Origin of the sequence: Bacillus sp. F56 (assembly GCF_001748205.1) — a bacterium.
GTDB lineage: Bacteria > Bacillota > Bacilli > Bacillales > Bacillaceae > Bacillus > Bacillus stercoris.
This window is the reverse complement of the sequence record NZ_BDFC01000005.1, coordinates 137,331-163,463: the sequence shown is the minus strand read 5'-3', so window position 1 is coordinate 163,463 and position 26,133 is coordinate 137,331. Positions and strand designations below refer to the sequence as shown.

30 protein-coding genes are annotated in these 26,133 nt (G+C 42.7%); 28 read left to right on the top strand and 2 right to left on the bottom strand.

Features of this window, described 5'->3' with window-relative positions; all coding sequences use genetic code 11:
* The first annotated feature begins 45 nt into the window (after positions 1-45).
* The 13 genes from fadH to BFW96_RS05290 all read left to right on the top strand — a co-directional run bounded on the left by fadH (position 46) and on the right by BFW96_RS05290 (position 9,816).
* Positions 46-810: a 2,4-dienoyl-CoA reductase gene (gene fadH, locus BFW96_RS05355; protein WP_014663789.1), complete on the top strand. Its 765-nt coding sequence runs from the start codon at positions 46-48 to the stop codon at positions 808-810.
* 62 nt (positions 811-872) lie between these two features.
* A complete protein-coding gene (locus tag BFW96_RS05350) occupies positions 873-2,096 on the top strand; it encodes an EAL domain-containing protein (RefSeq protein WP_069838851.1) in 1,224 nt (407 codons plus the stop codon).
* A 653-nt stretch (positions 2,097-2,749) separates the two neighbouring features.
* Complete coding sequence (locus tag BFW96_RS05340; RefSeq protein WP_003218671.1) at positions 2,750-2,989, top strand: YkuJ family protein; 240 nt, start codon at positions 2,750-2,752, stop codon at positions 2,987-2,989.
* A gap of 111 nt (positions 2,990-3,100) precedes the next feature.
* Positions 3,101-3,619: a ribonuclease H-like YkuK family protein gene (locus BFW96_RS05335; protein WP_014663792.1), complete on the top strand. Its 519-nt coding sequence runs from the start codon at positions 3,101-3,103 to the stop codon at positions 3,617-3,619.
* A gap of 133 nt (positions 3,620-3,752) precedes the next feature.
* Positions 3,753-3,950, top strand: coding sequence for an AbrB antirepressor AbbA (abbA, locus tag BFW96_RS05330; RefSeq protein ID WP_010886502.1), 198 nt, complete (start codon positions 3,753-3,755; stop codon positions 3,948-3,950).
* A gap of 137 nt (positions 3,951-4,087) precedes the next feature.
* Positions 4,088-4,531, top strand: coding sequence for a cyclic-di-AMP-binding protein CbpB (gene cbpB, locus BFW96_RS05325; RefSeq protein ID WP_069838849.1), 444 nt, complete (start codon positions 4,088-4,090; stop codon positions 4,529-4,531).
* A 146-nt stretch (positions 4,532-4,677) separates the two neighbouring features.
* Positions 4,678-5,559, top strand: a complete 882-nt coding sequence (gene ccpC, locus BFW96_RS05320; RefSeq protein WP_014663793.1) for a transcriptional regulator CcpC — start codon at positions 4,678-4,680, stop codon at positions 5,557-5,559.
* 110 nt (positions 5,560-5,669) lie between these two features.
* Positions 5,670-6,146: a flavodoxin gene (locus BFW96_RS05315; RefSeq protein WP_014663794.1), complete on the top strand. Its 477-nt coding sequence runs from the start codon at positions 5,670-5,672 to the stop codon at positions 6,144-6,146.
* Positions 6,136-7,029: a WD40/YVTN/BNR-like repeat-containing protein gene (locus BFW96_RS05310; RefSeq protein WP_069838848.1), complete on the top strand. Its 894-nt coding sequence runs from the start codon at positions 6,136-6,138 to the stop codon at positions 7,027-7,029. The genes BFW96_RS05315 and BFW96_RS05310 overlap by 11 nt, the downstream gene beginning before the upstream one ends.
* Before the next feature lie 15 nt (positions 7,030-7,044).
* Positions 7,045-7,500: a flavodoxin gene (locus BFW96_RS05305; protein WP_069838847.1), complete on the top strand. Its 456-nt coding sequence runs from the start codon at positions 7,045-7,047 to the stop codon at positions 7,498-7,500.
* Positions 7,501-7,604: 104 nt separating this feature from the next.
* Entirely contained in the window at positions 7,605-8,315 is a 711-nt protein-coding gene (gene dapD / locus BFW96_RS05300; protein WP_014663797.1) for a 2,3,4,5-tetrahydropyridine-2,6-dicarboxylate N-acetyltransferase, read from the top strand.
* A 69-nt stretch (positions 8,316-8,384) separates the two neighbouring features.
* Positions 8,385-9,509: an N-acetyldiaminopimelate deacetylase gene (locus BFW96_RS05295; RefSeq protein WP_069838846.1), complete on the top strand. Its 1,125-nt coding sequence runs from the start codon at positions 8,385-8,387 to the stop codon at positions 9,507-9,509.
* A gap of 61 nt (positions 9,510-9,570) precedes the next feature.
* On the top strand, positions 9,571-9,816 hold the full coding sequence (locus tag BFW96_RS05290; RefSeq protein WP_003232382.1) for a YkuS family protein: 246 nt from the start codon (positions 9,571-9,573) through the stop codon (positions 9,814-9,816).
* A 35-nt stretch (positions 9,817-9,851) separates the two neighbouring features.
* Here BFW96_RS05290 and mscT read toward each other — a convergent pair whose 3' ends face one another.
* A complete protein-coding gene (mscT, locus tag BFW96_RS05285; protein ID WP_069838845.1) occupies positions 9,852-10,655 on the bottom strand; it encodes a small-conductance mechanosensitive channel protein MscT in 804 nt (267 codons plus the stop codon).
* A gap of 237 nt (positions 10,656-10,892) precedes the next feature.
* Here mscT and ahpA point away from each other — a divergent pair, with 237 nt between their 5' ends.
* From ahpA to rok, 3 genes are all read left to right on the top strand, one after another.
* Complete coding sequence (ahpA, locus tag BFW96_RS05280) at positions 10,893-11,435, top strand: biofilm-specific peroxidase AhpA (protein WP_014663800.1); 543 nt, start codon at positions 10,893-10,895, stop codon at positions 11,433-11,435.
* Positions 11,436-11,501: 66 nt separating this feature from the next.
* Complete coding sequence (ykuV, locus tag BFW96_RS05275; RefSeq protein ID WP_069838844.1) at positions 11,502-11,960, top strand: thiol-disulfide oxidoreductase YkuV; 459 nt, start codon at positions 11,502-11,504, stop codon at positions 11,958-11,960.
* A 448-nt stretch (positions 11,961-12,408) separates the two neighbouring features.
* Entirely contained in the window at positions 12,409-12,993 is a 585-nt protein-coding gene (gene rok / locus BFW96_RS05270; RefSeq protein WP_014663802.1) for a transcriptional regulator Rok, read from the top strand.
* A gap of 39 nt (positions 12,994-13,032) precedes the next feature.
* Here rok and cse15 read toward each other — a convergent pair whose 3' ends face one another.
* Positions 13,033-13,995: a spore protein Cse15 gene (gene cse15, locus BFW96_RS05265; RefSeq protein ID WP_069838843.1), complete on the bottom strand. Its 963-nt coding sequence runs from the start codon at positions 13,993-13,995 to the stop codon at positions 13,033-13,035.
* Positions 13,996-14,130: 135 nt separating this feature from the next.
* Between cse15 and BFW96_RS05260 the strand changes: the two genes are divergently transcribed.
* The 12 genes from BFW96_RS05260 to skiZ all read left to right on the top strand — a co-directional run bounded on the left by BFW96_RS05260 (position 14,131) and on the right by skiZ (position 25,928).
* The gene (locus BFW96_RS05260) at positions 14,131-14,730 is read left to right on the top strand and encodes a molybdenum cofactor guanylyltransferase (RefSeq protein ID WP_069838842.1); all 600 of its coding nucleotides are present in this window, start codon (positions 14,131-14,133) and stop codon (positions 14,728-14,730) included.
* 50 nt (positions 14,731-14,780) lie between these two features.
* Positions 14,781-15,800, top strand: coding sequence for a molybdopterin-synthase adenylyltransferase MoeB (locus tag BFW96_RS05255; protein ID WP_069838841.1), 1,020 nt, complete (start codon positions 14,781-14,783; stop codon positions 15,798-15,800).
* Positions 15,801-15,817: 17 nt separating this feature from the next.
* Positions 15,818-17,110, top strand: coding sequence for a molybdopterin molybdotransferase MoeA (locus BFW96_RS05250; RefSeq protein ID WP_069838840.1), 1,293 nt, complete (start codon positions 15,818-15,820; stop codon positions 17,108-17,110).
* Positions 17,071-17,592 (top strand): molybdopterin-guanine dinucleotide biosynthesis protein B, encoded by a 522-nt coding sequence (gene mobB, locus BFW96_RS05245; RefSeq protein WP_069838839.1) that lies wholly within the window; start codon positions 17,071-17,073, stop codon positions 17,590-17,592. Before BFW96_RS05250 ends, mobB begins: the two co-directional genes overlap by 40 nt.
* A complete protein-coding gene (locus tag BFW96_RS05240; protein ID WP_014663808.1) occupies positions 17,592-18,065 on the top strand; it encodes a molybdenum cofactor biosynthesis protein MoaE in 474 nt (157 codons plus the stop codon). Before mobB ends, BFW96_RS05240 begins: the two co-directional genes overlap by 1 nt.
* The gene (moaD, locus tag BFW96_RS05235; RefSeq protein WP_069838838.1) at positions 18,058-18,291 is read left to right on the top strand and encodes a molybdopterin converting factor subunit 1; all 234 of its coding nucleotides are present in this window, start codon (positions 18,058-18,060) and stop codon (positions 18,289-18,291) included. The genes BFW96_RS05240 and moaD overlap by 8 nt, the downstream gene beginning before the upstream one ends.
* A gap of 223 nt (positions 18,292-18,514) precedes the next feature.
* Entirely contained in the window at positions 18,515-20,272 is a 1,758-nt protein-coding gene (locus tag BFW96_RS05230; RefSeq protein ID WP_069838837.1) for an ABC transporter ATP-binding protein, read from the top strand.
* An 11-nt stretch (positions 20,273-20,283) separates the two neighbouring features.
* Positions 20,284-22,098 (top strand): ABC transporter ATP-binding protein, encoded by a 1,815-nt coding sequence (locus BFW96_RS05225; RefSeq protein ID WP_069838836.1) that lies wholly within the window; start codon positions 20,284-20,286, stop codon positions 22,096-22,098.
* A gap of 113 nt (positions 22,099-22,211) precedes the next feature.
* A complete protein-coding gene (yknW, locus tag BFW96_RS05220) occupies positions 22,212-22,907 on the top strand; it encodes a YknW family membrane protein (protein ID WP_014663812.1) in 696 nt (231 codons plus the stop codon).
* A 4-nt stretch (positions 22,908-22,911) separates the two neighbouring features.
* The gene (locus BFW96_RS05215; RefSeq protein WP_069838835.1) at positions 22,912-24,045 is read left to right on the top strand and encodes an efflux RND transporter periplasmic adaptor subunit; all 1,134 of its coding nucleotides are present in this window, start codon (positions 22,912-22,914) and stop codon (positions 24,043-24,045) included.
* Positions 24,046-24,738: an ABC transporter ATP-binding protein YknY gene (gene yknY, locus BFW96_RS05210; RefSeq protein WP_069838834.1), complete on the top strand. Its 693-nt coding sequence runs from the start codon at positions 24,046-24,048 to the stop codon at positions 24,736-24,738.
* Complete coding sequence (skiZ, locus tag BFW96_RS05205; protein WP_069838833.1) at positions 24,735-25,928, top strand: sporulation-delaying-protein transporter subunit SkiZ; 1,194 nt, start codon at positions 24,735-24,737, stop codon at positions 25,926-25,928. Before yknY ends, skiZ begins: the two co-directional genes overlap by 4 nt.
* Positions 25,929-26,133 lie beyond the last annotated feature (205 nt).

Genomic DNA, 26,133 nt, shown 5'->3' with positions numbered 1-26,133 from the left:
GAATAATATTGAATGAATACTCATTCACAACAGGAGGGGAGAAACATGGAAAAAAAGGCGGTTATTATTACCGGCGGGTCAAGCGGTATGGGAAAAGCGATGGCAAAAAAACAGGCTGAATTAGGATGGCACGTTATGGTGACAGGCAGAAACCATGAAGCACTTGAAGAAACAAAAAAAGAAATTGAGACCTTTGAGGGGCAGGTCGCCTGTTTTCAAATGGATGTCCGTTCTGATTCCGCCGCTTCAGACATGATTACAGAAGCGGTAAAAGTCTTTGGCCGGCTTGATGCGCTGATTAACAATGCGGCCGGTAATTTTATTTGTCCGGCAGAAAAGCTAACGCCCAATGGGTGGAAAGCCGTTATTGATATTGTTTTAAACGGTACATTTTTTTGCAGCCAAGCCGCGGCAAGGCATTGGATTGACCAGAAGCAGCAGGGTGTCATTTTAAATATGGCAGCCACGTACGCTTGGGGAGCGGGAGCAGGGGTCGTTCATTCCGCTGCAGCTAAAGCGGGGGTATTGTCACTGACAAGAACGCTGGCCGTTGAGTGGGGGAGTCAATACGGCATCCGAACAAACGCGATAGCTCCCGGCCCGATTGAACGAACAGGCGGTGCTGAGAAACTATTTGAATCGGAAAAAGCAAAGGCCCGCACTATAAACAGTGTGCCGCTCGGCCGGCTGGGGACACCGGAAGAAATCGCCGCTCTGGCAGCATTTTTGCTTTCAGATGAAGCATCCTATATAAACGGGGATTGTATCACAATGGACGGGGGGCAATGGCTGAATCCTTATCCGTTTTAAGAATATTAATCTTTGGATTCAATGTGGTATAATCAGACAAAGATAGAGAAGCAGGTGATAACATGTTGGATCCACTTGATATTTTAACGAACATTGATGATGTCCTTCCATATTACCAGGCGATTTTCAGTGCCGAGGAACAGAAGATCGTCGGATATGAGGTGCTTGGACGAATTTTGGCAGATTCAGAAATCCAAAGTCTCGGGCCCTTCTTTTTAGACGCGGGGATACCCGAAGAATATAAATTAGAGGTTGATAACAGAATTATCCGCCAGGCTCTTGACCGCTTTTTAGAGGCCGATTCTGATCTGCTGATTTTTATGAATCAGGATGCCAATCTGCTGATGCTGGATCATGGTGAAAGCTTTCTGGAGCTTCTGAAAGAATATGAAGCAAAGGGAATCGAACTCCACCGTTTTGTGCTAGAAATTACAGAGCACAATTTTGAAGGGGATATTGAGCAGCTCTACCATATGCTTGCATACTATCGTACATACGGAATCAAAATCGCAGTTGACAATATCGGAAAAGAAAGCAGCAACTTGGACAGAATCGCGCTGCTCTCACCAGATCTGTTAAAAATCGATTTGCAGGCGCTGAAAGTATCACAGCCATCACCGTCATATGAGCATGTGCTGTACAGCATCTCTTTATTAGCAAGAAAAATCGGGGCGGCGCTGCTGTATGAAGATATTGAGGCGAACTTCCAGCTTCAGTACGCCTGGAGAAACGGAGGCCGCTACTTTCAGGGCTATTACTTGGTGTCTCCATCTGAAACGTTTCTAGAGAGAGATGTATTGAAACATAGACTTAAAACTGAATTTCACCAATTTATCACACATGAGAAAAAGAAGCTGGAAACCGTCTATGAGCATTCCGAACAGTTTTACAAACGAGTGCATCAAGCTGTGACCTCTTTGAGAAAAAACAATTTGTCTTCTGATGATGATTTTATTAAAAAACTGGCGGAAGAGCTGACAGATTGCAGCTTTAGAATTTACATGTGTGATGGGGAAGGCGATCAGCTGACGGGAAATGTGTTTAAGCAAGATGGAGAATGGATTTATCAGCCGGAATATACGGAGAAAAACTGGAGCTGGCGTCCTTATTTTTTGGAGAACATTATGCGAATGAGAAATCTCAGAAAAGGTTTTTTCAGTGATCTGTACAGTGATTTGGAAACAGGTGAAATGATTAGAACGTTTTCATATCCGATGGATGATCAAATGTATTTATTTATAGACTTGCCATATTCTTATTTATATGAGCAGGACGGACTGATTTAACGGCTGAAAGGCCGTTTTTTTTATGAATTGAAAAAAATATCAAAAAACGATTGACATTGATACTGAGAATCATTATCATTTAATTATAGAGAGAAGCTACTCTCTGTTCCCCAACCCCTCTATCAGATCAAGATCCGAAAAAACTTGGCGCTACCCCCGCCAAGTTTTTTTATTTGTCAAAGCATAGGACAATCCACTGAAACAATAAACCTAACTAGTGGTAAACGGTTAACACAGAAAGGAACATTCAGTGCCGAATACCTCTGACACTGCTGCACCAGGTTAGGCGGAAAATTCTCTGTGGAATGATTACGTATTTCATTCAAATTGTTTTATCACTTCTATCCAATATAACTGCCAAGAGGTATGGCCGCGTGGAATTTCACCTGCACATCAAAAAGAAGGTTTTGACAAAGTTGCAAAAAGGTATTGTTATGCTGGAAGAATTCGAAAAAAATCTTAATTGTGTGCATGACATTCAAAAAAAGCCTCAAACTAAAGAAAAATCGTTTTTTTCGTTTTTTTTCTTTACTTAAATTCGACAGTGAAAATGCCATCCTGTCCGACTTTATGGTATGATGCTCAATAGAACTTGTATTATAATAAATACTTGTTGATTTGAAGTTGCTTTTTGAAAGGAGTCTTTTTTTAGAATGTCACAATTAATGGGTATCATCACACGGCTGCAAAGTCTGCAAGAAACAGCGGAAGCGGCTAACGAGCCAATGCAGCGTTATTTCGAAGTGAATGGTGAGAAAATATGCAGTGTTAAATATTTCGAAAAAAATCAAACGTTTGAACTGACGGTTTTCCAAAAAGGTGAAAAACCTAACACATATCCGTTTGATAATATCGACATGGTTTCAATCGAAATTTTTGAACTTCTTCAGTAAGATTCCTGAAATAGGAGGAAGGAAGCTTCCGCCTTTGCAAAAGTAATCGAAATAAACATGTAAGGAACATACTTGTTTCATGGTTGTAAATCCTTGAAAAGGAGTGTCGTGATGGCTGATTCTTTTCTGTTTTATAATCTTTCAGAAGCACAGATGACCTTTCAAGATGTGATGGAACGGCTTAAATCCTTTGTTCAAAAGGATCCCCGTTCTTCTTATGTGTTATCGATCGGAACCGATTCACAGGTTTACCGTGATTACACAAAGTTTATTACCGCATTGCATTTGCATCGTACAGGCAAGGGAGCTTGGGGCTGCTTGAAAAATCATACAGTCAACAGACCCATACATAGCCTTCGGGAAAAGATTTCGTTAGAAACGGCCTACAGCCAAGAAACGGCCGCTCATATTCTTGATGGACACTTAATGGATATTACCGATCTGCTCCTGCCCTTTGCCGGTGAGGGGGCGGATCTTACCTTTGAAGTCCACTTGGATATTGGGAAAAAAGGGCTTACAAAAGATCTGATCCAAGAAATGACAGGACGTATCACTTCCATGGGGATTGAGGCCAAAATAAAGCCGGATTCATACACTGCATTCAGCTATGCAAATCGTTTCACAAAATAATTCTGGCTGAAATGCCAAGGGGAATGTCGAATTATGCGGTTGACGTTTGTTTTCTGATTACTTATTCTAGCGGTAGAGCTGAAAGTAAGTTGTCTTGCTTTCAGAGGTATTCAGTATAAAACAGGGGGCCTGATTGCGAATGAGTCTTATCGGTGAACGATTTACAGAAGAAGAACAAAAACTTCTGCTGAATATCCTGATCAACCATGAGTATGCCATCGAGCTATTAAGCAGTGAGATCAACGATATAGAGACAGGGACCAAAAACGTTGACGGAACCACCTACAAAAAACTTGTAACGCTTTACGACCGATTTCGATTTGAAAATTAATGGAACACCCTATAATTGATACTCCACAAAGAGTATCTTTTTTATTGAAAGGAAACTTTTCGACAAATACTGATAAAGTTTATATTATTGCAATATAGGGAATGTATTGATGATGAAAATGAAAAGGGGTCGAAAACATGATAAGCTTACAATCAGATCAGCTTCTTGAGGCAACAGTCGGACAATTTATGATTGAGGCGGACAAAGTAGCGCACGTGCAAGTCGGAAATAACCTTGAGCACGCATTATTAGTACTGACAAAAACCGGATACACAGCCATCCCGGTTCTGGATCCTTCCTATCGTTTACATGGATTAATCGGGACAAATATGATCATGAACAGTATTTTTGGACTTGAAAGAATTGAGTTTGAAAAGCTTGACCAAATTACTGTTGAGGAAGTCATGCTGACTGATATTTCGCGCCTTCATATCAATGATCCGATTATGAAGGGATTCGGCATGGTCATTAATAACGGATTTGTTTGTGTTGAAAATGACGAGCAGGTGTTTGAAGGAATTTTTACGAGAAGAGTCGTTTTAAAGGAATTGAATAAGCACATACGCTCATTGAATAAGTAGGCTTCAAGGCCTATTTTTATTATATTGACAGAGCAAAAAAGAAAGCGCATACATAATTTAAATGAGAATAGGGCTTGAATCAGAAACTAAGGTTTTATTAGAATGGGAGATAAGAAAAACTTATTGATAATAAAAAGGAGGACGACATGCAGCTTCAAGAGCTTCATATGCTCGTAGTTTTAGCTGAGGAATTAAACATGAGAAAGGCGGCGGAACGGCTTTTCGTATCTCAGCCGGCTTTATCTCAGCGCTTACAAACCATTGAAAAGGCGTGGGGCACAAAAATCTTTTTAAGATCCCAAAAAGGATTAACGGTAACGCCGGCCGGGGAGAAAATCATTCAGTTTGCGAATGATGTAACATTAGAGCAGGAAAGAATAAGAGAAAATATTGATGAACTTGAAGGTGAAATTCACGGCACATTGAAGCTTGCCGTCGCCTCTATAATCGGTCAGCATTGGCTCCCTAAAGTCCTGAAGACGTATGTTGAAAAGTATCCGAATGCAAAGATCTCGCTCATAACCGGGTGGAGCAGCGAAATGCTGAAAAGCTTATATGAGGATCAGGTTCATATCGGCATAATAAGAGGCAACCCTGAGTGGAAGGGCCGCAAAGATTACTTAATGACAGATCATCTGTATTTAGTAGATACTGAAATTTCCTGCATCGAAGATATTGCCCATACAGAACGACCGTTTATCCAGTTTAAAAGTGACAGTACTTATTTTCAGGAAATACAGCACTGGTGGCACCAAAAATTTAAAACGTCGCCAAAACAGACGATATTGGTTGATCAGATTGAAACGTGCAAACAGATGGCGCTGCACGGAATCGGTTATGCCATTTTGCCGTCTGTTACCCTTCAAAATGAAGATAAAGTGAATAAAATGCCTCTGTTAGACCTGAAAGGGCATCCGATCGGTCGGGATACATGGTTATTAGGCTATGAGCCTGCCTTTGAACTGAAACAAGTCCAAGCTTTTGTACAAGTAATAAAGGATATGCTGGATCAGGAAAATCCATTTTAAAGACAGCGATGTGCTGTCTTTTTTTATTTATATGTTGACAGTGAGAATCATTATCATTTAAAGTGATACATATGATATTGAAAATCATTATCAATTAATGGGGTGATAACATGGCTAAAGCCTTGATTACATATGCCAGCATGTCAGGAAATACAGAAGACATTGCCTTCATAATAAAAGAAACGCTTCAGGAATATGAGTTGGATATCGATTGTGTCGAGATAGACGATGCGGATGCGTCGGCTTTAACATCCTATGATTATGTACTGATTGGCACTTATACATGGGGGGACGGCGATTTGCCCTACGAGGCGGAGGATTTCTTCGAAGAGGTCAAACAGCTTCAGCTTAATGGTTTAAAAACAGCCTGCTTCGGATCTGGCGATTATTCTTATCCAAAGTTTTGCGAAGCGGTGAATTTGTTCAGTGCCATGCTGCAAGAGTCCGGAGCTGCTGTGTACCAGGAAACACTAAAAATCGAATTAGCGCCTGAAACAGATGAAGATGTGGAAAGCTGCCGAGCGTTTGCGAGAGGTTTTCTTGCATGGGCAGATTTTATAAGCAAGGAAAAAAGCCATGTTTCATAAAGGAGCAACTGCTGTCACGGCATCGGCGTTTTCTGGATATTTTGTGGCGGTACAAAGAGAAGGCATTTTTCATTATTCTATGGAGCAGGGCTGGAGAAAGCTTTTTCGTTTGAAAAGTAAGATACACTGTATTAGTTATATAGGGCCTTACTTATTTGGAGTCGGTGAAAAGGGAATGGTCATTCGTTCAGCTGATGAAGGGAATACCTGGACGATGTCAAGCTTTCCGACAAATGCAACAGTGTGGGCGATTACCGGCAGAAACAACGGATTTGTCTGCGCCCATGGTAAGCATTGTATTTATGTATCGGATGATTTTGGTGTCTCATGGCGCGTAGCCAAACCTTTTGCTGAATGTGATAATCCTCCTGTTATCAGGTCGTTATGCCTGCATGGGGACAATCTTTTCATCGGCACGCAAATACACGAATATTTTGGCGGCATTTGGGCTTATGACATTAAGTGTGACACTGTCCGAATTGTCAAAAAAGAAAAAAAACGGATGACGGCATCCATGCTCGTGTTCAATGAAAATTGGCTGGTGGCGGCGATGGGTTCTGTGAAAGGGAAGCACGGAGCTGTCACTATACGGAATCTTTTGACTGATGAAGAATTCACCATACAATCCAGTATGATCAGAAAAGAAGAATCATTTCTTGATCTTTCAGAGGATGATGGCATTATATATGTCACTACAACACAAGATGAAAACGGTTTTTCGAGAATTTACCAGGTTGATCTCGAAGCCCGGTCGTTAAAATGGTTCGATACCATTAAGGGGCATGGATGGAGAGTGGCCAATCAGAAAGAGAATTTCTTTTGTGCAGGCTTGTATGAATGCAAATTTGTCCAGCCTTACGAAGTTTCTGCAATGATTCATTAGAGGAGGAATAAAGAATTGGCGAAGATTTTGCTCGTTTATGCAACAATGTCAGGCAACACTGAAGCAATGGCAGATTTGATTGAGAAGGGGCTTCAGGAGGCGGAAGCAGAAGTAGACCGTTTCGAAGCAATGGATATTAGTGATGCCCAGCTGTTTAACGATTATGACCATATTATAATGGGAACCTATACGTGGGGAGACGGCGATCTGCCTGATGAATTTTTAGATCTGGCTGAAGACATGGATGAGATTGATTTTTCCGGCAAAACATGCGCTGTATTCGGTTCCGGTGATACAGCATATGAATTTTTCTGTGGAGCGGTTGATACGCTTGAGGCAAAAATAAAAGAACGCGGTGGCGACATTGTGCTCCCTTCGGTAAAAATCGAAAATAATCCAGAAGGTGAAGAAGAGGATGAATTAATAAACTTCGGGAAACAATTCGCTAAGAAAAGCGGGTGCGCTGTCTGATCGCCCACCGGGAACTGCTAAAGCGGCTGTTCCTTTTTTTCTTGTCTTTGTATCTTTCCTTTGATACAGTAATGAGGTAGAAAATCAGGAGGAGGACTATACATATGAAAATGATGGACGCAAATGAAATTATTTCATTTATTCAAAATAGCACAAAATCTACACCTGTAAAGGTTTACGTGAAAGGTGAGCTGGAAGGCATCAATTTCGGCGAAGCTGCGAAAGCTTTTATCAACGGAAACACTGGTGTCGTTTTCGGTGAGTGGAGCGAAATTCAAACAGCAATTGAAGAAAACCAAAGCAAGATCGAAGACTATGTGGTTGAAAATGACCGCCGCAATTCTGCGATCCCAATGCTTGATCTTAAAAATATCAAAGCGCGTATCGAGCCGGGCGCGATCATCCGCGACCAAGTTGAAATTGGTGATAACGCAGTCATCATGATGGGCGCTTCTATTAATATCGGTTCAGTTATCGGCGAAGGCACAATGATTGATATGAACGTTGTGCTTGGCGGACGAGCTACTGTCGGGAAAAACTGCCATATCGGCGCGGGTTCTGTACTTGCGGGTGTTATTGAGCCGCCATCCGCTAAACCGGTTGTGATTGAAGACGATGTTGTCATCGGCGCAAATGCTGTTGTGCTTGAAGGCGTAACGGTAGGTAAAGGAGCTGTTGTTGCTGCTGGAGCGATCGTGGTAAACGACGTTGAGCCATACACTGTTGTAGCAGGCACACCAGCTAAGAAAATCAAAGACATTGATGAAAAAACAAAAGGCAAAACTGAAATCAAGCAGGAATTACGCCAGCTGTAAGGAAAGTTTGATAAAAAAGGCGTGGATAATATATCCACGCCTTATTCGTATAGCCAGGAGGAATGAAAAATGAAGAAAGAGGAGCTCATCGCAATCCGCAGAGATTTGCACCGGATACCGGAGCTTGGGTTTCAGGAGTTCAAAACCCAGCAGTATTTATTACAAGTCTTAGAACAATATCCCGAAGACAGAATTGAAATTGAAAAATGGCGAACAGGGCTTTTTGTAAAGGTGAACGGGACGGCGCCGGAAAAAATGCTGGCGTACAGAGCGGATATCGACGCGCTCTCCATTGAAGAGCAAACAGGTCTTCCATTCGCATCAGAGCATCCCGGCAACATGCACGCCTGCGGACATGATTTGCATATGACGATTGCGCTCGGCATTATTGATCATTTTGTTCACCATCCAGTCAAACATGATTTGCTTTTTCTGTTCCAGCCGGCAGAGGAAGGGCCTGGCGGTGCGGAACCAATGCTTGAGAGCGATGTATTAAAAAAGTGGCAGCCTGATTTCATCACTGCGCTTCATATTGCACCAGAGATTCCGGTAGGCACCATTGCGACAAAAAGCGGCCTTCTATTTGCGAATACATCAGAGCTTGTCATTGATCTGGAAGGCAAAGGGGGACATGCGGCATATCCGCATTTGGCTGAGGATATGGTTGTAGCGGCAAGTACACTTGTCACCCAGCTGCAAACGATCATCTCTAGAAACACAGATCCGCTAGACAGCGCTGTTATTACAGTTGGTACCATTACCGGAGGCTCGGCACAAAATATCATTGCCGAAACGGCCCACCTGGAAGGCACGATTCGCACGCTTTCTGAAGAATCGATGAAACAGGTAAAGGAACGGATTGAAGATATAGTGAAAGGAATCGAAATTGGATTCCGATGCAAAGGAAAAGTGACTTATCCGTCTGTATATCACCAAGTTTACAATACGAGCGGACTGACAGAAGAATTTATGTCTTTTGTTGCTGAACATCAACTGGCAACAGTAATAGAAGCAAAAGAAGCAATGACGGGAGAGGATTTTGGCTACATGCTGAAAAAATATCCCGGCTTTATGTTCTGGCTCGGCGCTGATTCTGAACACGGGCTTCATCACGCTAAGCTGAACCCCGATGAAAATGCGATAGAAACAGCGGTTAATGTCATGACCGGTTATTTTTCTGTTTATGCCAATTAAGTACAAATGAAAGAATAAAATTCCATAAAATGAGCACTCTAGTAAACGGAGGTGTTCAATAATGGCTAAAAAAATTGGAATTGAACAATCGTTATCAGATGTAGAAGCTGCTTTAAAAGAAAAAGGATATGACGTTGTAATGATGAAAAGCCCTGCCGATGCACAAGGCTGTGACTGCTGTGTCGTAACGGGTCTTGATAATAATGTGCAAGGGATAGCCGATACGGTAACACAAGCACCTGTCATTACAGCTTCCGGGATGACGGCTGAAGAAATTTGCAGCGAAGTTGAAAGCAGAATTCAGTAACATAAAAACCGAAGCAAAGAGCTTCGGTTCTTTTATTATTCAGTTTCTTTAGGAAAAGCGCGGTCAAACGCAGTTTTTATTTCCTTTCTAAGCATTCGCTCGACTCGCCACTGTTCCATATTTTCTGTTTTTGCAATGACTCTGATCACAATTTCAGAAGTCCCCAGTTCTTGAATCCCGATGACATTTGGGCCTTCTTTTATTTGCGGAAGAGCGGCTGCCGTTTCATCACATACTTGCTGTAAAATGTGAATCATTTCATCAATGTTTCTTTCAGCTGGCACTTTAATGTCAACAAGTGCCTGCATGGTTCCCCGTGAATGATTGCTCACGTTTGTAATATTTCTGTTGGGGATGTAATGCAGTGTTCCGTCAAAGCTGCGGATTTGAGTTGTTCTTAAGCCAACCTGTTCGACAATTCCGTCAAAGGTAGAAACCGTAATATAATCTCCGACATCCAATTGTTTCTCAAGCAAAATAAAAAAACCTGTCACGATGTCACTGACAAGTCCTTGGGCGCCAAATCCGACAGCCAGGCCGACGATTCCTGCCCCCGCTAAAAGAGCGCTTGGATCGTAATGAAACAAATCAAGAACCATGACGAAGAATATGAAAATCAATGTATAGGCAAATATGTTAAGAGTCAGGCTTCGGAGCGTATGTGCACGTCCGATAGACAAACTATTCTGCTCCTCGAATTTTGCAAATAGATGTTTAATGATTTTTATGCCTAATGATCGAACGATAAAATAGAGCAATATCATAATAGCAAGTTTAATGAGCAGAACACCGGCATTTGTAATAAGTCCTGCCCAATCATATTGATTAATAAAGTCCATGTTGAGCTCCTTTTCTGAATTGATTGCTGCACATTGAGACTAGATACCCTGTACATGACCATGTTAAACGTTTTATTCAAAAATGTCGAAGCCAAAGACATACATGATTTGTTAAAAATTGACTTAGGAAATCTGAATTTATATAATGGTGTTGCAATATAACAAAATATGGTTAATAAACCTTTGTTTTTATGAAATGTCGACGTTAAAGCCAAACAATAAATTGGAGGGATACATATGGCAGAACGTATGGTAGGTAAACAAGCTCCTCGTTTTGAAATGGAAGCAGTCCTTGCAAGCAAAGAATTTGGCAAAGTAAGTCTTGAGGAAAACATGAAAAACGACAAATGGACGGTGTTGTTTTTCTATCCAATGGACTTCACTTTTGTTTGTCCGACAGAAATTACAGCAATGTCTGACCGCTATGACGAGTTCGAAGATCTTGATGCAGAAGTCATCGGGGTTTCAACTGATACGATCCATACTCATTTAGCTTGGATCAATACAGACCGCAAAGAAAACGGTCTTGGCCAGCTGAAATATCCGCTTGCTGCTGATACAAACCATGAGGTATCCCGGGAATATGGTGTTTTAATCGAAGAAGAAGGTGTGGCTTTACGCGGATTGTTTATTATGAATCCTGAAGGGGAGCTTCAATATCAAACTGTTTTCCATAACAACATAGGGCGTGATGTGGATGAAACGCTTCGTGTTCTTCAGGCGCTGCAGACTGGCGGACTCTGTCCGGCTAACTGGAAACCAGGCCAAAAAACACTGTAAATCTTTCTAAGAACGAAAGGTTTAGCATATCCGTTAGGCTTTTCTGTTTAATAGGAGGGAAATGCAATGAAATTACGTCAGCCAATGCCTGAATTGGCGGGAGAAAAAGCTTGGTTAAATGGTGAAGTGACGAGAGAGCAATTGATCGGGGAAAAACCGACGCTTATTCATTTCTGGTCCATCAGCTGTCACTTGTGTAAAGAAGCAATGCCGCAAGTGAATGAATTTCGTGATAAATATAAAGATCAACTGAATGTTGTAGCTGTGCATATGCCCCGTTCCGAAGATGATCTTGACCTTGGTAAAATTAAAGAAACAGCTGCTGAACACGATATCACTCAGCCGATTTTTGTTGACAGTGACCATGCTTTAACCGATGCATTTGAAAATGAATATGTACCTGCGTATTATGTGTTTGATAAAACAGGACAGCTCCGTCACTTCCAAGCCGGCGGTAGCGGTATGAAAATGCTTGAGAAACGTGTGAACCGTGTTTTGGCTGAAACGGAGCAAGTATCTGAATAGTTTTTCCTAAAAACCTGATCTCATCAGGTTTTTATTTGTGCAAAAAAGTAATGGAAGAAGAGTAAGAAGCTTATTTTTCCAGATTTGGGCATAGGAAATGATGATTTGTTTCATTCATACGCTAAAAAAACAGCTAATTTTTGATGTTTTTCCTCAATTTTAGATAAATCACATATCTCATAACTCGAAAATTGTAGATATTACACTAAATTTCTTTAAAGAAGTAAGTAAAATATATATTTTCAACATTATACCAAATAAACTAGAAAGACCCTTGATCCCTTGAGAATAAAGGACTCTTTTGAAAAATAAAACATTTTCAGAAAATAAGGAATTTTTCATAGAGTAAATATAATAGTAAAATGCTAAAATAATAGTTGATAAAATTACTTTTGTAATCTAATATCTTAATTAAAGATGTTAATTTTGATAGGGGGTACATTGAGGAATGTTTAATGAAAGAGAAGCTTTGCGCTTGCGGTTAGAACAATTAAATGAAGCTGAAGTGAAAGTCATTCGTGAATATCAAATTGAACGTGATAAAATATACGCAAAATTAAGAGAGCTGGACAGAAATGGAAGCCCTTCCGAAATCAAAAAGGATTTCCGTTCTGAAAAAAAACCTGACTCTCTGCCTGTTCTCGCTGAGCTTGCGGCTCAGGAAATCAGAAGCTATCAGCCGCAATCACAGCAGCAGTCTGTGCAGCCTCAGCTTCAATCTATTTCCTCTCTTCCTGCCGGTATACCAGACGGAACAACACGAAGAAGAAGAGGAACGGCAAGACCGGGATCAAAAGCAGCTAAGCTGCGTGAAGCTGCCATTAAAACATTAAAACGCCATAACGCGGCGATTAAAAGCTCCGAGCTTCAAAAAGAGATTGAAAAAGAAAGCGGTCTTGAAATCCCTAATATGACAACGTTTATGCAAAGCTTAATTAAAATGTACCCGGAAGTGAAAAAGCCGTATCGCGGCCAGTACATTTTAGAAGGTGAAATCGAAACTGCAGAATCAGCCGAATCTGCAAATGAATAAATATACAGAAAAACTGCTTGGCATTGCTCAAGCAGTTTTTTATTTGGTTTTTTTCTGTGAAGGTTTGTTTTCTTTTTCAAGATTAAGTTTATACACCCACTTTTGATATGGCTTTTCTTCAGCGGCCCTGTTTTTCAGCCCCTCGATTGTTTGGCTCATGGCCTGGTCTGATGATTGGGCGCGGGTAAGCTGTTTTTGAAGCACATGTATCTGTTTGGTGACATCTTCAAGGATGGTTTCTACATGATTTGGCTGCGCGTAGACCACTGGAGCTTCTTCTGTTTTTTCTTTTTGTTTCGTGTTGCCATCAATATCGGCAAAATGAGAAGCAATCCAGGCATCGCTTTCATCAAGCTGCCGTTTATACGATATAATAGTTTCGTGAAATAATTTTTCTTTCGTTTTTTCGATGTCTAGCAATCTTTCTTTCGTTTCTATGATTCGATCTTTCATATGATCAACTTCTATTTTAATATGTTGTAGCTGATATTCTTTTTCTACCATTTGCTCTTTTAGACGCCCGTTTTCAGTTTTTATCAATTCGGCTTGCTGTTTTGCCTGAAGCAGTGCATTTTGCTCCTGCTCAATAGAGGCCTGAAGTTGACTGATACGTTTATGAAGATTTTTATTTTCTTCTTCGATTTTGATTTTAGCAATATGAAGCTTATGTTTTTCTTCGATTTCGGCTCTGCGTTTATAGGTTTCAGCAGATAGAAGCTCCTGTAAAACAACGATTTTATCAAGCAGTTCAGCTCTTATTTGGTGCAGAGATTGGCTGGTGTGGGAGGCATGTTTTTCTTTTGTTGACATTTGTGTTAATTCGGCAGTCATTTGCTGGAGTTTTTCTTTCATATCGTTATTTTCTTTGAGCAATTTGTTATTTTTCTGGTGAAAGTAGCTTGCTTCAAGTTCAGAGATCAGCTTATGGCACCTTGAAAGCTCGGATTTTAAATAAAGGTTCTCCTGAGACACGTCGTGGAAAAAAGGACCTGATCTTTTCATTCGAACCATCTCCCTCATGATGTTAACACTACAATATGCAAATACTGAACAGCTATTCCTCTTTAATAAACAGACAAGCAGTAGCGTTGAGCCTTTGCTTTTGCTATGCTTTTAACGAACTAGAGGTGAGATGACATGAAGCATGTAAACGTACTGCTGGCAGGGGGAGCCTCGCGGCGATTTGGAGAACCGAAAGCGTTTGTCAAATGGAAGGGCAGGATGCTTTACGAATGCGCTAAAGAGGCACTTGGAGAACATACGGTTATCATCAGCCGTCCCGAATTTATTGATAGATTTCAAGAAAACGGTGAAAATGAAGTGTATCAAGATGCTGAGCCATTTCAAGGCATGGGGCCATTGGCTGGTATATATACCGCTTTTAAAAAGACTGACGGTGATCTTTATACTGTTCTTTCCTGTGACACACCGCTGATACAAAGAAGGACGATGCTGGAGCTCAAACGTCTGATGACTGCCGATACGGACGCGGTAGTCCCGATTTCAGACGGACAAATGCAGCCATTGATTGCGATTTACCACAAACGTATCATGCCGGTTCTATACGATCAGCTTTCTGAGAAAAGGCTGAGAATATCAGATTTATTAGGCAGAATGTCGGTTTGTTACGTACAGGCTGAAGATATCGGAGCAAGTCCGGCAGAGTTTATCAATATTAATACACGCGATGATTTTAGCTGTTTGGACGATAAGTTGAACTCCTTCAGACGGGACTGACGGAGCAATAACATGATAAGATGACATAAAAGATAAGGAGAACAGGTTTGATGGAGGAACGTTATTCACGGCAGATCAGATTTAAGCAAATTGGGGAAGATGGCCAGAAAAGGCTGGCAGACAGCCATGTGCTGGTTGTCGGAGCGGGAGCGCTCGGCACTGCAAGCGCTGAAGGGCTTTCGAGAGCGGGAATCGGTACTGTTACCATTATTGACCGTGACTATGTGGAGTGGAGTAATCTTCAAAGGCAGCAGCTTTATACAGAAAGCGATGCCAAACTCCGCATGCCGAAAGCCATGGCTGCCAAAGAGCATCTATCAGCAATTAACAGCGACATACATATTGAAGCATATGTTACCGAAGGAACAGCCGAAACGCTAGAGCCGCTGATTGAAAAAGCAGATGTCGTGATCGACGCGACAGATAATTTTGAAACCCGCATGCTGATAAACGATCTTGCCCAGAAAACAAAGACACCGTGGGTCTATGGCGCCTGTGTAAGCAGCCAGGGAATGTTCATGACGGTCATTCCCGGAGAAACCCCTTGCCTGTCTTGTTTGTTTGAGCAAATTCCAGTCGGCGGGGCGACGTGTGATACGGCCGGCATTATTCCGCCGGCTGTGCATATCGTTTCAGCATATCAGCAAGCTGAGGCATTAAAGCTGTTAACAGGCCAAATAGAAGCAATACAGCGCGGTTTTGTGACATTTGATGTCTGGAACAATTCGCATATGAAGATTAACGTTGATCATGTACGCCGTGAGGATTGCCCGTCTTGCGGAACAAATGCGGTATATCCCTATCTTCAGGATTGGAACACACCGAAAGCCGCTGTACTATGCGGCCGTGATACAGTACAGGTAAGGTCGGAATCATTAAAAAGAATCCCGAAACAGGAACTCGTTAAGCGGCTGAAGAAAATCGGCAAGGTTGAGGCTAATTCGTTTTTGCTGCATATTTTTTACGAGGATTACAGAATTGTCATTTTCAATGACGGACGGGCACTGGTGCATGGAACAAATGATGTGAAAGAAGCCAATTCCGTGTTGGCAAGAGTGATTGGATTGTAACAACAGGAGGGGTCAGAATGCTGGAGAAAAGAACACCGATACCGGTAGACGAGGCAGTTCGGCGTGTCTGCCATTTTCAAAAACAAGGTGAAACAGAATGGGTGGCGCTTGAAGACAGCCTTCATCGATTTTTAGCCGAAGATATAACTGCGGATCACCACGTACCCGCGTTTGACCGTTCGCCATACGATGGTTTTGCAGTCAGAGCGTGCGATACGGCAGAAGCTTCACGTGAAAACCTAGTTCGGTTTGAAGTCATTGACCATATTGGAGCGGGGTCAGTATCTGAAAAAGAACTTGGCCCGTTTCAGGCCGTGCGGATTATGACCGGCGCGCAAATCCCTGAAGGGGCAGATGCAGTCGTCATGATTGAACTGACTCAAACCTTTGAGGAGAATGGGAAGGCGTTTATGTCTTTAAAGCGCCGCTTTCAGCCGGGAGATAATATTTCAAAAACAGGTGAGGACGCTCAAAAAGGGAGTGTTTTACTAAGAAAGGGCACCCGGGTGACACCAGGAGTGACTGCTCTATTGGCAACTTTCGGATACGCTTCGGTGCCTGTGGTGAGAAAGCCTGTTGTCGGGATTATCGCAACAGGTACCGAATTGCTGAATGTCAGTGATCCGCTGGAACCGGGGAAAATCCGCAACAGCAATGCGAGTATGGTATATGCACAAGTGATAGAAGCTGGCGCAACACCGCTTTATTTAGGGAAAATCTCTGATGAGCTGGATAAAAGCTTTGCTGCAGTGAAAGAAGCGATGAAAAAGGTGGATTTCCTGATCACAACTGGCGGTGTGTCAGTCGGTGATTTTGACTTTTTGCCTGCGATCTATGAAAAACTCGGAGCAGACGTGCTGTTTAATAAAGTTGCCATGCGCCCGGGCAGCGTGACAACGGTGGCGCATGCAAACGATATGCTGCTGTTTGGCCTCTCAGGTAACCCGTCGGCATGCTATGTCGGTTTTGAACTGTTTGTCAAGCCAATGATCCAGACATGGCTGTTTAATGAAACACCGCATTCGATTTGTGCGGAAGCTATTCTGGCTAAAGATTTTCCGAAGCCGAACCCGTTTACCCGATTTGTTCGTGCGCTTGTGCACCACCAGGAAGGGCAGCTGTTGGCGACACCCGTCGGGTTAGATAAGTCGAGCTCTGTCACGTCACTAGCAGAAGCCAATGCTTTCATTATCCTGCCAGGCGGGACGAGAGGCTACGAATCTGGCAGAACGGTTCAAGTGCTGCTCATCAGAGAAGAGAATGGAAGTGAGTGGCCTTGGTCCGTCCTTTCCCAATCGTCCAAGTTGTAGGATTTCAAAACAGCGGGAAAACAACGTTTATCGAGCGTATTCTTGAAAAAGCCTCTGAACAGGGGGCTCATTTGGGCTGCCTGAAGCATCATGGTCACGGCGGTGAACCGCAAACGTTCACGGAAGGAAAAGACACGGACCGTTACAAGGCGGCAGGTGCTGATGTGACAGCGGTAGAAGGTGCTGGTGTGTTACAGCTGACAGTCCGCCGCAATTGGGATTTGGCACGGCTGATCGAGTTATATCAATTTCTCGAAACAGACTGTCTACTGATTGAAGGCTTTAAAAAAGCCCCTTATCCTAAAGTGGTCATCCTACGTGAAAAGGAAGATCTGGAAGCGCTGCAGGCAGTAAATATAATCGCCATCATCTATAGGAAAAAAGAGCATATGACAGAGCATCAGGGATTGCCCGTTTTTCATGCGGATGATCCGGTTGCCGTGGATTTTGTGCTTTCACAGCTGAAGGGGGAATCTGCATAATGAAACGGTTTGAGATTACGAAAACACCTATTATTACTGAAGACATCATTAAAAAAGTGGAGAAACGGGAAGCAGGGGCAATTACCACATTTATTGGCACGGTTCGGGAATGGACAAACGGAAAAAGAACGGTTCGGCTTGAATATGAGGCATATGAACCGATGGCCGTGCAAATGCTTGCTCAAATCGGAGCTGAAATCGAAGAAAAATGGGAAGGCGCTTCCGCTGCAATCACGCACCGTATAGGTGTGCTGGATATCGGTGAAGCAGCGGTCGTGATCGCTGTATCTTCTCCCCATCGCAAAGCTGCTTATGAAGCCAATGAGTATGCGATCGAACGAATTAAACAGATTGTGCCGATTTGGAAAAAAGAAATTTGGGAAGACGGTGAGCAATGGATCGGCGACCAGCTTGAAACAACAGCTTATCCGAATGGAAAACCAGACCTAAGCGAGGGAGAGCAGCATGATTAAAATACTTTTATTTGCAGGGCTTGCTGAACAGGCCGGCACACAAGCACTAGAAATAGATATGGAACAAGCAACCATAGATGAAATAAAAGCGAGCCTAAAAGAACAATATGGTCTTGAATCCCTTGATACGGCTATGATTGCCGTAAACGAAAGCTATGTAAAAGAAAATACCTCTGTATCTTCAGGTGACACGGTGGCCATCATACCGCCGGTCAGCGGGGGATGAAAACCGGACGGCATTTCAGCCATCCGGTTTTTCTGTATGTCATTGGCATATCCCCAAGTATCCCTAGCATACAATGATTTTCTGTAAGCGTTTATTCTACATATATTACTCCCTATAAAGTAAGAGACTCACTCCATAATTAGACTGAATTTTTGAAAAATAATAGAATTTTATTTCGGGTATCGATATAGTAAAGATGATAAATGTTGGAAAGGTGCTGGATATGGAGACATTTAAAAGATTAAAAATGTATTATTGGCCGTACCGAAAAGTGTTTTTGTGGTCGTTTCTAGCCATGCTTTTAATGACTGCGGTTACTGTCGTTTATCCGATTATCCTGCAAATTACGATTGATGAGATCGTACTGGGAAGGCAGTATCAGCTTGCAGCATGGGTCAGCTTGGGATTTATTGCGGTAATGGCCTTGAAAGGAACCGCTACCTTTTTTCACCAATATTTAGGTGATATGTTTGGAATCAAATCCGTTTATCGACTGAGAAATAGCCTGTATGAAAAACTGCAGCGGCTTTCTTTTTCTTATTATGATAACGCGAAAACAGGAGATTTGATGTCCAGGCTGACAGCTGATGTTGAAGGGCTTCGTTTTTTCTTATCATACGGCCTCGCTGAGCTCATTCGCTTCGGCCTGCTGGTCGCCATCAGCTTTACGGTTATGTTTTACTATTCTGTTCCCCTCACGCTCGTGACAATAGCAGTTCTGCCATTTCTCGCTGTTGCGGTATATCGGTTTGACAAAAGAGTCCATCCTGCCTTCAGAGGCATCCGCAAATCGTTTGCAAAGCTCAATACAAAAGTGCAGGAAAATATCAGTGGCATCAATACGGTTAAATCTCTTTCCAGAGAAGATTTCCAAGTCAGTATTTTCAATAAAGCCAATGCGGAATACAGAGCACAATATTTACAAACATCCTCCATCTGGTCTGCGTATTTCCCTTTAATGGAGTTCATCGGTAACATTTGTATTGTAGCTCTCCTCTCATACGGCGGATACTTGGTTATGCAAAATCAGCTCAATCCCGGTGAACTTGTTGCTTTCTTCAGCCTTGTCAATTATATGATGTGGCCGATTATGAACTTAGGCTTTGTCATTAATATGTTCTCTCAAGCAAAAGCATCAGGTGAACGCCTGCTCGACATTCTGGAAAAAGAAGAAGACATTACAGATCATCCTCTTGCTTTATGTAAACAAAAATTAACTGGAGATGTCCATTTCAAAAATGTTTCTCTTGCATACGGAAAAGAACAAACAAACGCGCTGTGCAATGTAAGCTTTGAGGCAAACAGCGGGAAGGTAATCGGACTGTTGGGCCCGACGGGTTCGGGAAAAAGTTCAGTGACACAGCTTCTGACCAGATTTTACAGCCCTGTTAGCGGAACGATTACCATTGATCACAAACCCATCACAAATTATTCATTAAAAACGCTTCGCTCCAATATCGGAGTCGTACTTCAAGAATCCTTCCTGTTTTCATCCACGATCCGATCAAATATTTCGTATGGGCGGCCGGGTGCTTCAATGGAAGAAATCATCGAAGCAGCAAAAAGGGCGCAGGCCCATAACTTTATCATGGAGCTTCCTGATGGGTATGACACCATGCTGGGAGAGAGGGGAATGGGGCTTTCCGGCGGACAGAAACAGCGTATTGCTATTGCGAGAGCCATCTGTTTGAACCCGAGCGTTTTAATATTGGATGATGCCACAAGTGCAGTAGATATGCAAACGGAGCACAGCATACAGCTTGCCTTAAAAGAAGTCATGAAAAACCGCACAACTTTTATCGTCGCTCACCGCATATCTTCACTGAAACACGCCGATGAAATTCTCGTTTTTAATAAAGGACGCATTTGTGAAAGGGGAACACATCATGAGCTTCTTGAAAAAGGCGGCTACTATAAAAAGATTTACGATTTGCAATACCGTGATGTCAAAATGATGAATGAGCCGCATGAGGTCGGATAGGGAGGGGCCAAATGAAACAAGCGAAAAAACAGGGGATTTTAGAGCGTTTCTATTACTCTTCAGATGAAATCATTGAAAAGCCGTTTAACTGGGCTCAAATGTGGCGGCTGCTGAGCTATGTCAAACCATATCGAAAAACCATTTTGCCGCTTTCTTTTCTCACCGTATTGATTGGTACTGCTGTGAAGCTTGTGATCCCCATTCTGATCGGTGTTTATGTTCTTGATCAGGCGATTACGGCGAGAAACCCGGAGCTGTTGATTCAGCTCATTTTAGTCATTAGCGGTTTATATGTCCTTAATTACGCCGCCAATGTGTTAAGAATCAGGTGGATGAATCAGCTTGGCCAGCATGTCATTTTCGATTTGCGGCAGCATTTATTTACACATGTGCAGCGCTTATCCCACCGATTTTTTGATCAGCGGTCGGCGGGATCGATCTTAGTCAGGATCATGAATGATATTAACTCTCTTCAGGAGCTATTTACAAGCGGAGTCATCAATTTATTGACCGACTTGCTTCTCCTGGCCGGCGTGATTATTATTTTGTTTACGCTCAGCCCTGAGCTGACTATAGCCATCATGGTGACATTGCCGATTATGTTTTTTATTTCAACAAGTCTCAGAAAAAAAATACGCCGATCCTGGCAAACGGTACGGTTCAAGCAATCAAAGCTCAACTCTCATCTAAACGAAAGCATTCAAGGTATTCGGGTCACACAGGCATTTACGCAGGAAGAAGAAAACATGGCGTATTTTGACGGTGTCAATCAGGAGAACTACCAATCATGGCGGGAAGCAACTAAAAAAAATGCCATGTTCCGTCCGCTGGTGGAAATGACGAACGCGATTGGGACGGCAGTCTTGATTTGGTATGGCGCCACACTCATTATGAATGAAACCATTACGATTGGCGTCTTCGTTTCTTTCGCTTTCTACCTGGGGATGTTTTGGGAACCTATTTCGAGACTGGGCCAGGTCTATAATCAGCTGTTAATGGGAATGGCATCATCAGAACGGATTTTTGAGTTTCTGGACGAACAGCCAAATGTCAAGGAGAAGCCCAATGCCATTCATAATGAAAAGATAAATGGGGAGATCAGTTTTGAAGAGGTTGAATTTTCGTATGATGAAAAACGAAAAGCCCTTCATGCCGTTTCCTTTTCTATTCCTGCTGGCTCGAGGCTTGCGCTTGTCGGGCATACAGGGAGCGGAAAGACGACGATTGCCAATTTAATCAGCCGTTTTTATGATGCGACCGGAGGCACCATTAAAATAGACGGTATACCGATTAAGGATCTCTCTATTGCCAGTCTGCGCTCTCAAATCAGCATTGTCCTGCAAGATACATTTATTTTTTCCGGGACCATCATGGAAAATATCCGTTTTGGAAGGCCGAATGCTTCGGATGAAGAGGTGATGAAAGCATCCCAAGCGGTCGGAGCGGATGAGTTTATTTCCGATTTAGCAGAAGGATATGCAACAGAGGTGGAGGAAAGGGGCAGCGTACTGTCTGCTGGTCAGCGTCAACTCATTTCCTTTGCAAGAGCATTGCTCGCCGATCCGGCTATTATCATCCTTGACGAAGCAACGGCAAGCATTGATACAGAGACGGAAGTGAAAATTCAGCAGGCCCTAAAAACGCTACTGAAAGGGCGCACGGCAGTGATGATTGCCCACAGATTGTCTACGATCCGCGATGCCGACCGCATCATTGTTCTTGATCACGGCAAGAAAATAGAAGAAGGAAACCATGAGCAGCTGCTCGCTAAAGAAGGCGTGTATGCCGGGCTTATGAAAGCGCAATACAGCACAGCGATAGAATAATATGAAAAGCCTTCAGTATAAATTGAAGGCTTTTGGAAATTTATTAGAAAAACATGAAACTTTTTAATATCCTTCCCGTACTATTGGATAGATATTCTCAAGGAGGTTTTGAAATGGAAACGAATGTAGAAAAAAACAGCGGAACGTCGGCTGAAAAGCCTTCACTTTTCGGAGTGATCACAAGTCCATCTGTTCAATTTGAAAGAATAAGAGAAAGGCCGGCTGTATGGGGACCGCTTTTGATTGTCGCAGCAATTATCATCGTCGGTGCCGTGCTGCAATCACTCGGTACGGATTATAGTGAGCTTTTGAAAAGCCAGGATACGCAAGGGCTATCAGCTGAACAAATGGAGGCTGTCGCAACAATAACCAAATTTGGCGGAATGGCAGGCGCAATTATCGGAGGTATCGCAGCATTATTTATTGCCCCTCTTATTTATTGGCTCTGTGTAAAAGCATCAGGCGGTGTTACGACATACAAAAAAATGCTTTCTCTCGGTTTGTTTGTCTCTTTAATTAGCAGTCTCGGATTATTGGTGAACGGAATCGTTGCTTTTACGACTGACGTGAATCCTCTTTACAGCACGACGTCACTGGCAGGGATTATCCAATCTGACGGGGCTCTTGCCAGCGTGTTAAATACCTTTGAAATTTTCAGCATCTGGAGCTTTGTATTATTAGCAATCGGACTTCACAAAACGGGAGGCATCTCGAAAAAAGCCGGATGGATTTCAGCAATCATTCTATTCGGAATTTTAGTTGTATTTTCGCTCTTTTCAGGTTTAATTAATTCTGTGGCGGGTGCATAAGTTCATGAAAAAAGTCTGGATCGGAATTGGCATCGCCGTTATAGTCGCTCTTTTTATTGGAATAAATGTATACCGGTCTGCCGCTCCAACAAGCGGAAGCGCCGGCCAGAAGATACAGACGGGAATCCTTGAAGAAAACGAAATCTCGTCAACGGTTATGGTTCCCGGCACACTAAAATTTTCAAATGAACAGTATGTCTTTTATGAAGCTGATAAGGGGACATTAGAAGACATTAAAGTGAAGGAAGGCGACAAAGTTAAAAAGGGCACGACTTTAGTCACCTATACAAATGAGCAGCTGAGTCTGGAAAAAGAACAGAACCAGTTGACCGCTGAATCGAACCAGCTTCAAATTGAACAAACTCAAGAAAAGATAAAAGCGTTAGACGATAAAGAAAAAGATCTGGCGAAACAGGTTGGGAAAAAAGAAGCAGAAAAACAAATTGAGTCTGAACGGACAGAGCTTCAAATGCAGAAAAAAACAGCTGAGATCGAATTAAAACAAACCGAGCTTCAGCGGCAGTCACTTGCCAGCCGGGTGTCAGATTTAGAAGTGAAAAGTGAAATCGAAGGCATCGTTATTTCTGTCAACCAAGAAGCGGCATCCAAAAAGTCAGATATTCAAGAGCCTGTCATACATATTGGCAACCCCAAAGACCTCGTCGTCTCAGGGAAATTGTCTGAATACGATACACTGAAAGTTAAAAAAGGCCAGAAGGTCACACTCACTTCAGATGTTATCCAGGATAAAACATGGAAAGGCACGGTTTCCGCAGTCGGACTTGTTCCTGATCAGCAGGAAAGCGCTGCGGCACAAGGAACAGAACAGGCGGTCCAATACCCGCTTCAAGTGAAAATAAAAGGAAATCTTCCAGAAGGAAAGCCAGGCTTTAAATTTATCATGAATATTGAAACCGATAAGCGAAAAGCAAATACGCTTCCTTCAAAGGCAGTCAAAAAAGAAGATGACCAATATTATGTGTATACAGCAAAAGACGGAAAAGCAAAGCGAGTTGATGTCAAAATCGGCGAAGTGACAGATGATCTGACAGAAATTAAAGAGGGGCTTTCCCAAGATGATCAAGTCATTTTGAATCCATCTGATCAGGTGACTGATGGAATGGAAGTGAAATCTTAAATGATTCAGCTTTCTAATGTGCGAAAAAGCTACCAGATCGGCAGGGAAACGTTTGATGTTCTCCATTCTATTCATTTGGACATTCATCAAGGAGAATATGTCTCGATTATGGGGCCGTCAGGATCAGGGAAATCGACGATCATGAATATTATCGGCTGTCTTGACCGACCGACTTCCGGTACGTATAAATTGGATGGCGAGGACGTTTCTTCATATAAAGATAAAGAACTGGCGGCAGTCCGTAACCGGTCAATCGGATTTGTATTTCAGCAATTTCAGCTTCTTCCGCGGCTGAACGCAAAAAAAAATGTTGAGCTGCCGATGATTTATTCCGGGATAGGCAAAAAAGAACGTCAAGAAAGGGCTGAGAGAGCATTGGAAAAGGTCGGGTTAGCCGATCGAATGGTCCACATGCCCAATGAGCTGTCGGGCGGGCAGAAGCAGCGGGTGGCGATTGCGAGGGCGATCGTGAATGAGCCCAAATTAATTTTAGCAGATGAACCGACTGGCGCGCTGGATACGAAAACAAGCGTAGCGATTATGGATCAATTTACAGCATTAAATGCCGAAGGAACGACAATCGTTCTTGTTACACACGAGCCCGAAGTTGCAGATTGCACGAACCGGATTGTTATGGTGCGTGACGGCAATATTGTTCCTGCCAGCTCCGGCCAAAGGAGTGTGGGAGAATGAGCCTGTTAGAAAACATCAGAATGGCTCTAAGCTCTGTTCTTGCCCATAAAATGCGTTCGATCTTAACAATGCTCGGCATTATCATTGGTGTAGGCTCTGTCATCGTTGTCGTTGCGGTAGGGCAGGGCGGTGAGCAAATGCTGAAGCAGTCGATCAGCGGACCGGGAAATACAGTGGAGCTATACTATATGCCAAGCGACGAAGAGCTTGCAAGCAATCCGAACGCTGCAGCTGAATCTACGTTTACAGAAAACGATATTAAAGGTTTAAAAGGGGTAGAAGGCATTAAACAAGTCGTTGCCTCGACTTCTGAAAGTATGACAGCGCGTTATCATGAAGAGGAAACCGATGCTACGGTTAACGGAATAAATGATGGATACATGAATGTCAATTCTTTGAAAATCGAAAGCGGCAGAACCTTTACAGACAATGACTTTCTCGCGGGGAATAGAGCCGGAATCATCTCTCAAAAGATGGCTGAAGAGCTGTTCGATAAAAACTCCCCTTTAGGTGAAGTTGTCTGGATAAACGGACAGCCCGTTGAAATTATCGGCGTGCTGAAAAAAGAAACAGGCTTGCTTTCTTTCGATTTAAGTCAAATGTATGTACCGTTTAATATGATGAAATCCTCTTTTGGTACAAGTGATTTCAGTAACGTATCATTGCAGGTTGAATCAGCAGACGATATAAAATCGGCTGGGAAAGAAGCGGCACAGCTGGTAAATGACAATCATGGCACAGAGGATTCGTATCAAGTGATGAACATGGAAGAGATTGCGGCCGGGATTGGCAAAGTAACGGCAATAATGACGACGATTATCGGCTCAATTGCTGGCATCTCTCTATTGGTCGGCGGAATCGGTGTCATGAATATTATGCTTGTATCAGTCACAGAACGGACGCGGGAAATCGGAATCAGAAAATCACTCGGTGCGACAAGGGGACAGATCCTGACTCAGTTTTTAATTGAGTCAGTCGTATTGACGCTGATTGGCGGCCTGATCGGGATTGGTATTGGGTACGGAGGGGCCGCGCTTGTTTCAGCCATTGCGGGCTGGCCGTCACTCATATCCTGGGAGGTTGTATGCGGGGGCGTGCTGTTCAGTATGCTCATTGGTGTTATTTTCGGCATGCTTCCTGCAAATAAAGCCGCAAAGCTTGATCCGATTGAAGCGCTGCGTTATGAGTAGCCTCATGCAACATGCATGAGGTTTTTTTATGTGTAGTGATTTCTACTATGAATATAAAAGACTTTTTTCATTAAAATAAGAAGAAAATGTCGTACAATTGTCCTTATTTTTGTCGAATTTACAGTTTACAAACCCTATAGACATACGTTAATATGGATAAACGTGAAAGATTTTGATAGTTATTGAATGAATTTGAATGATTTTA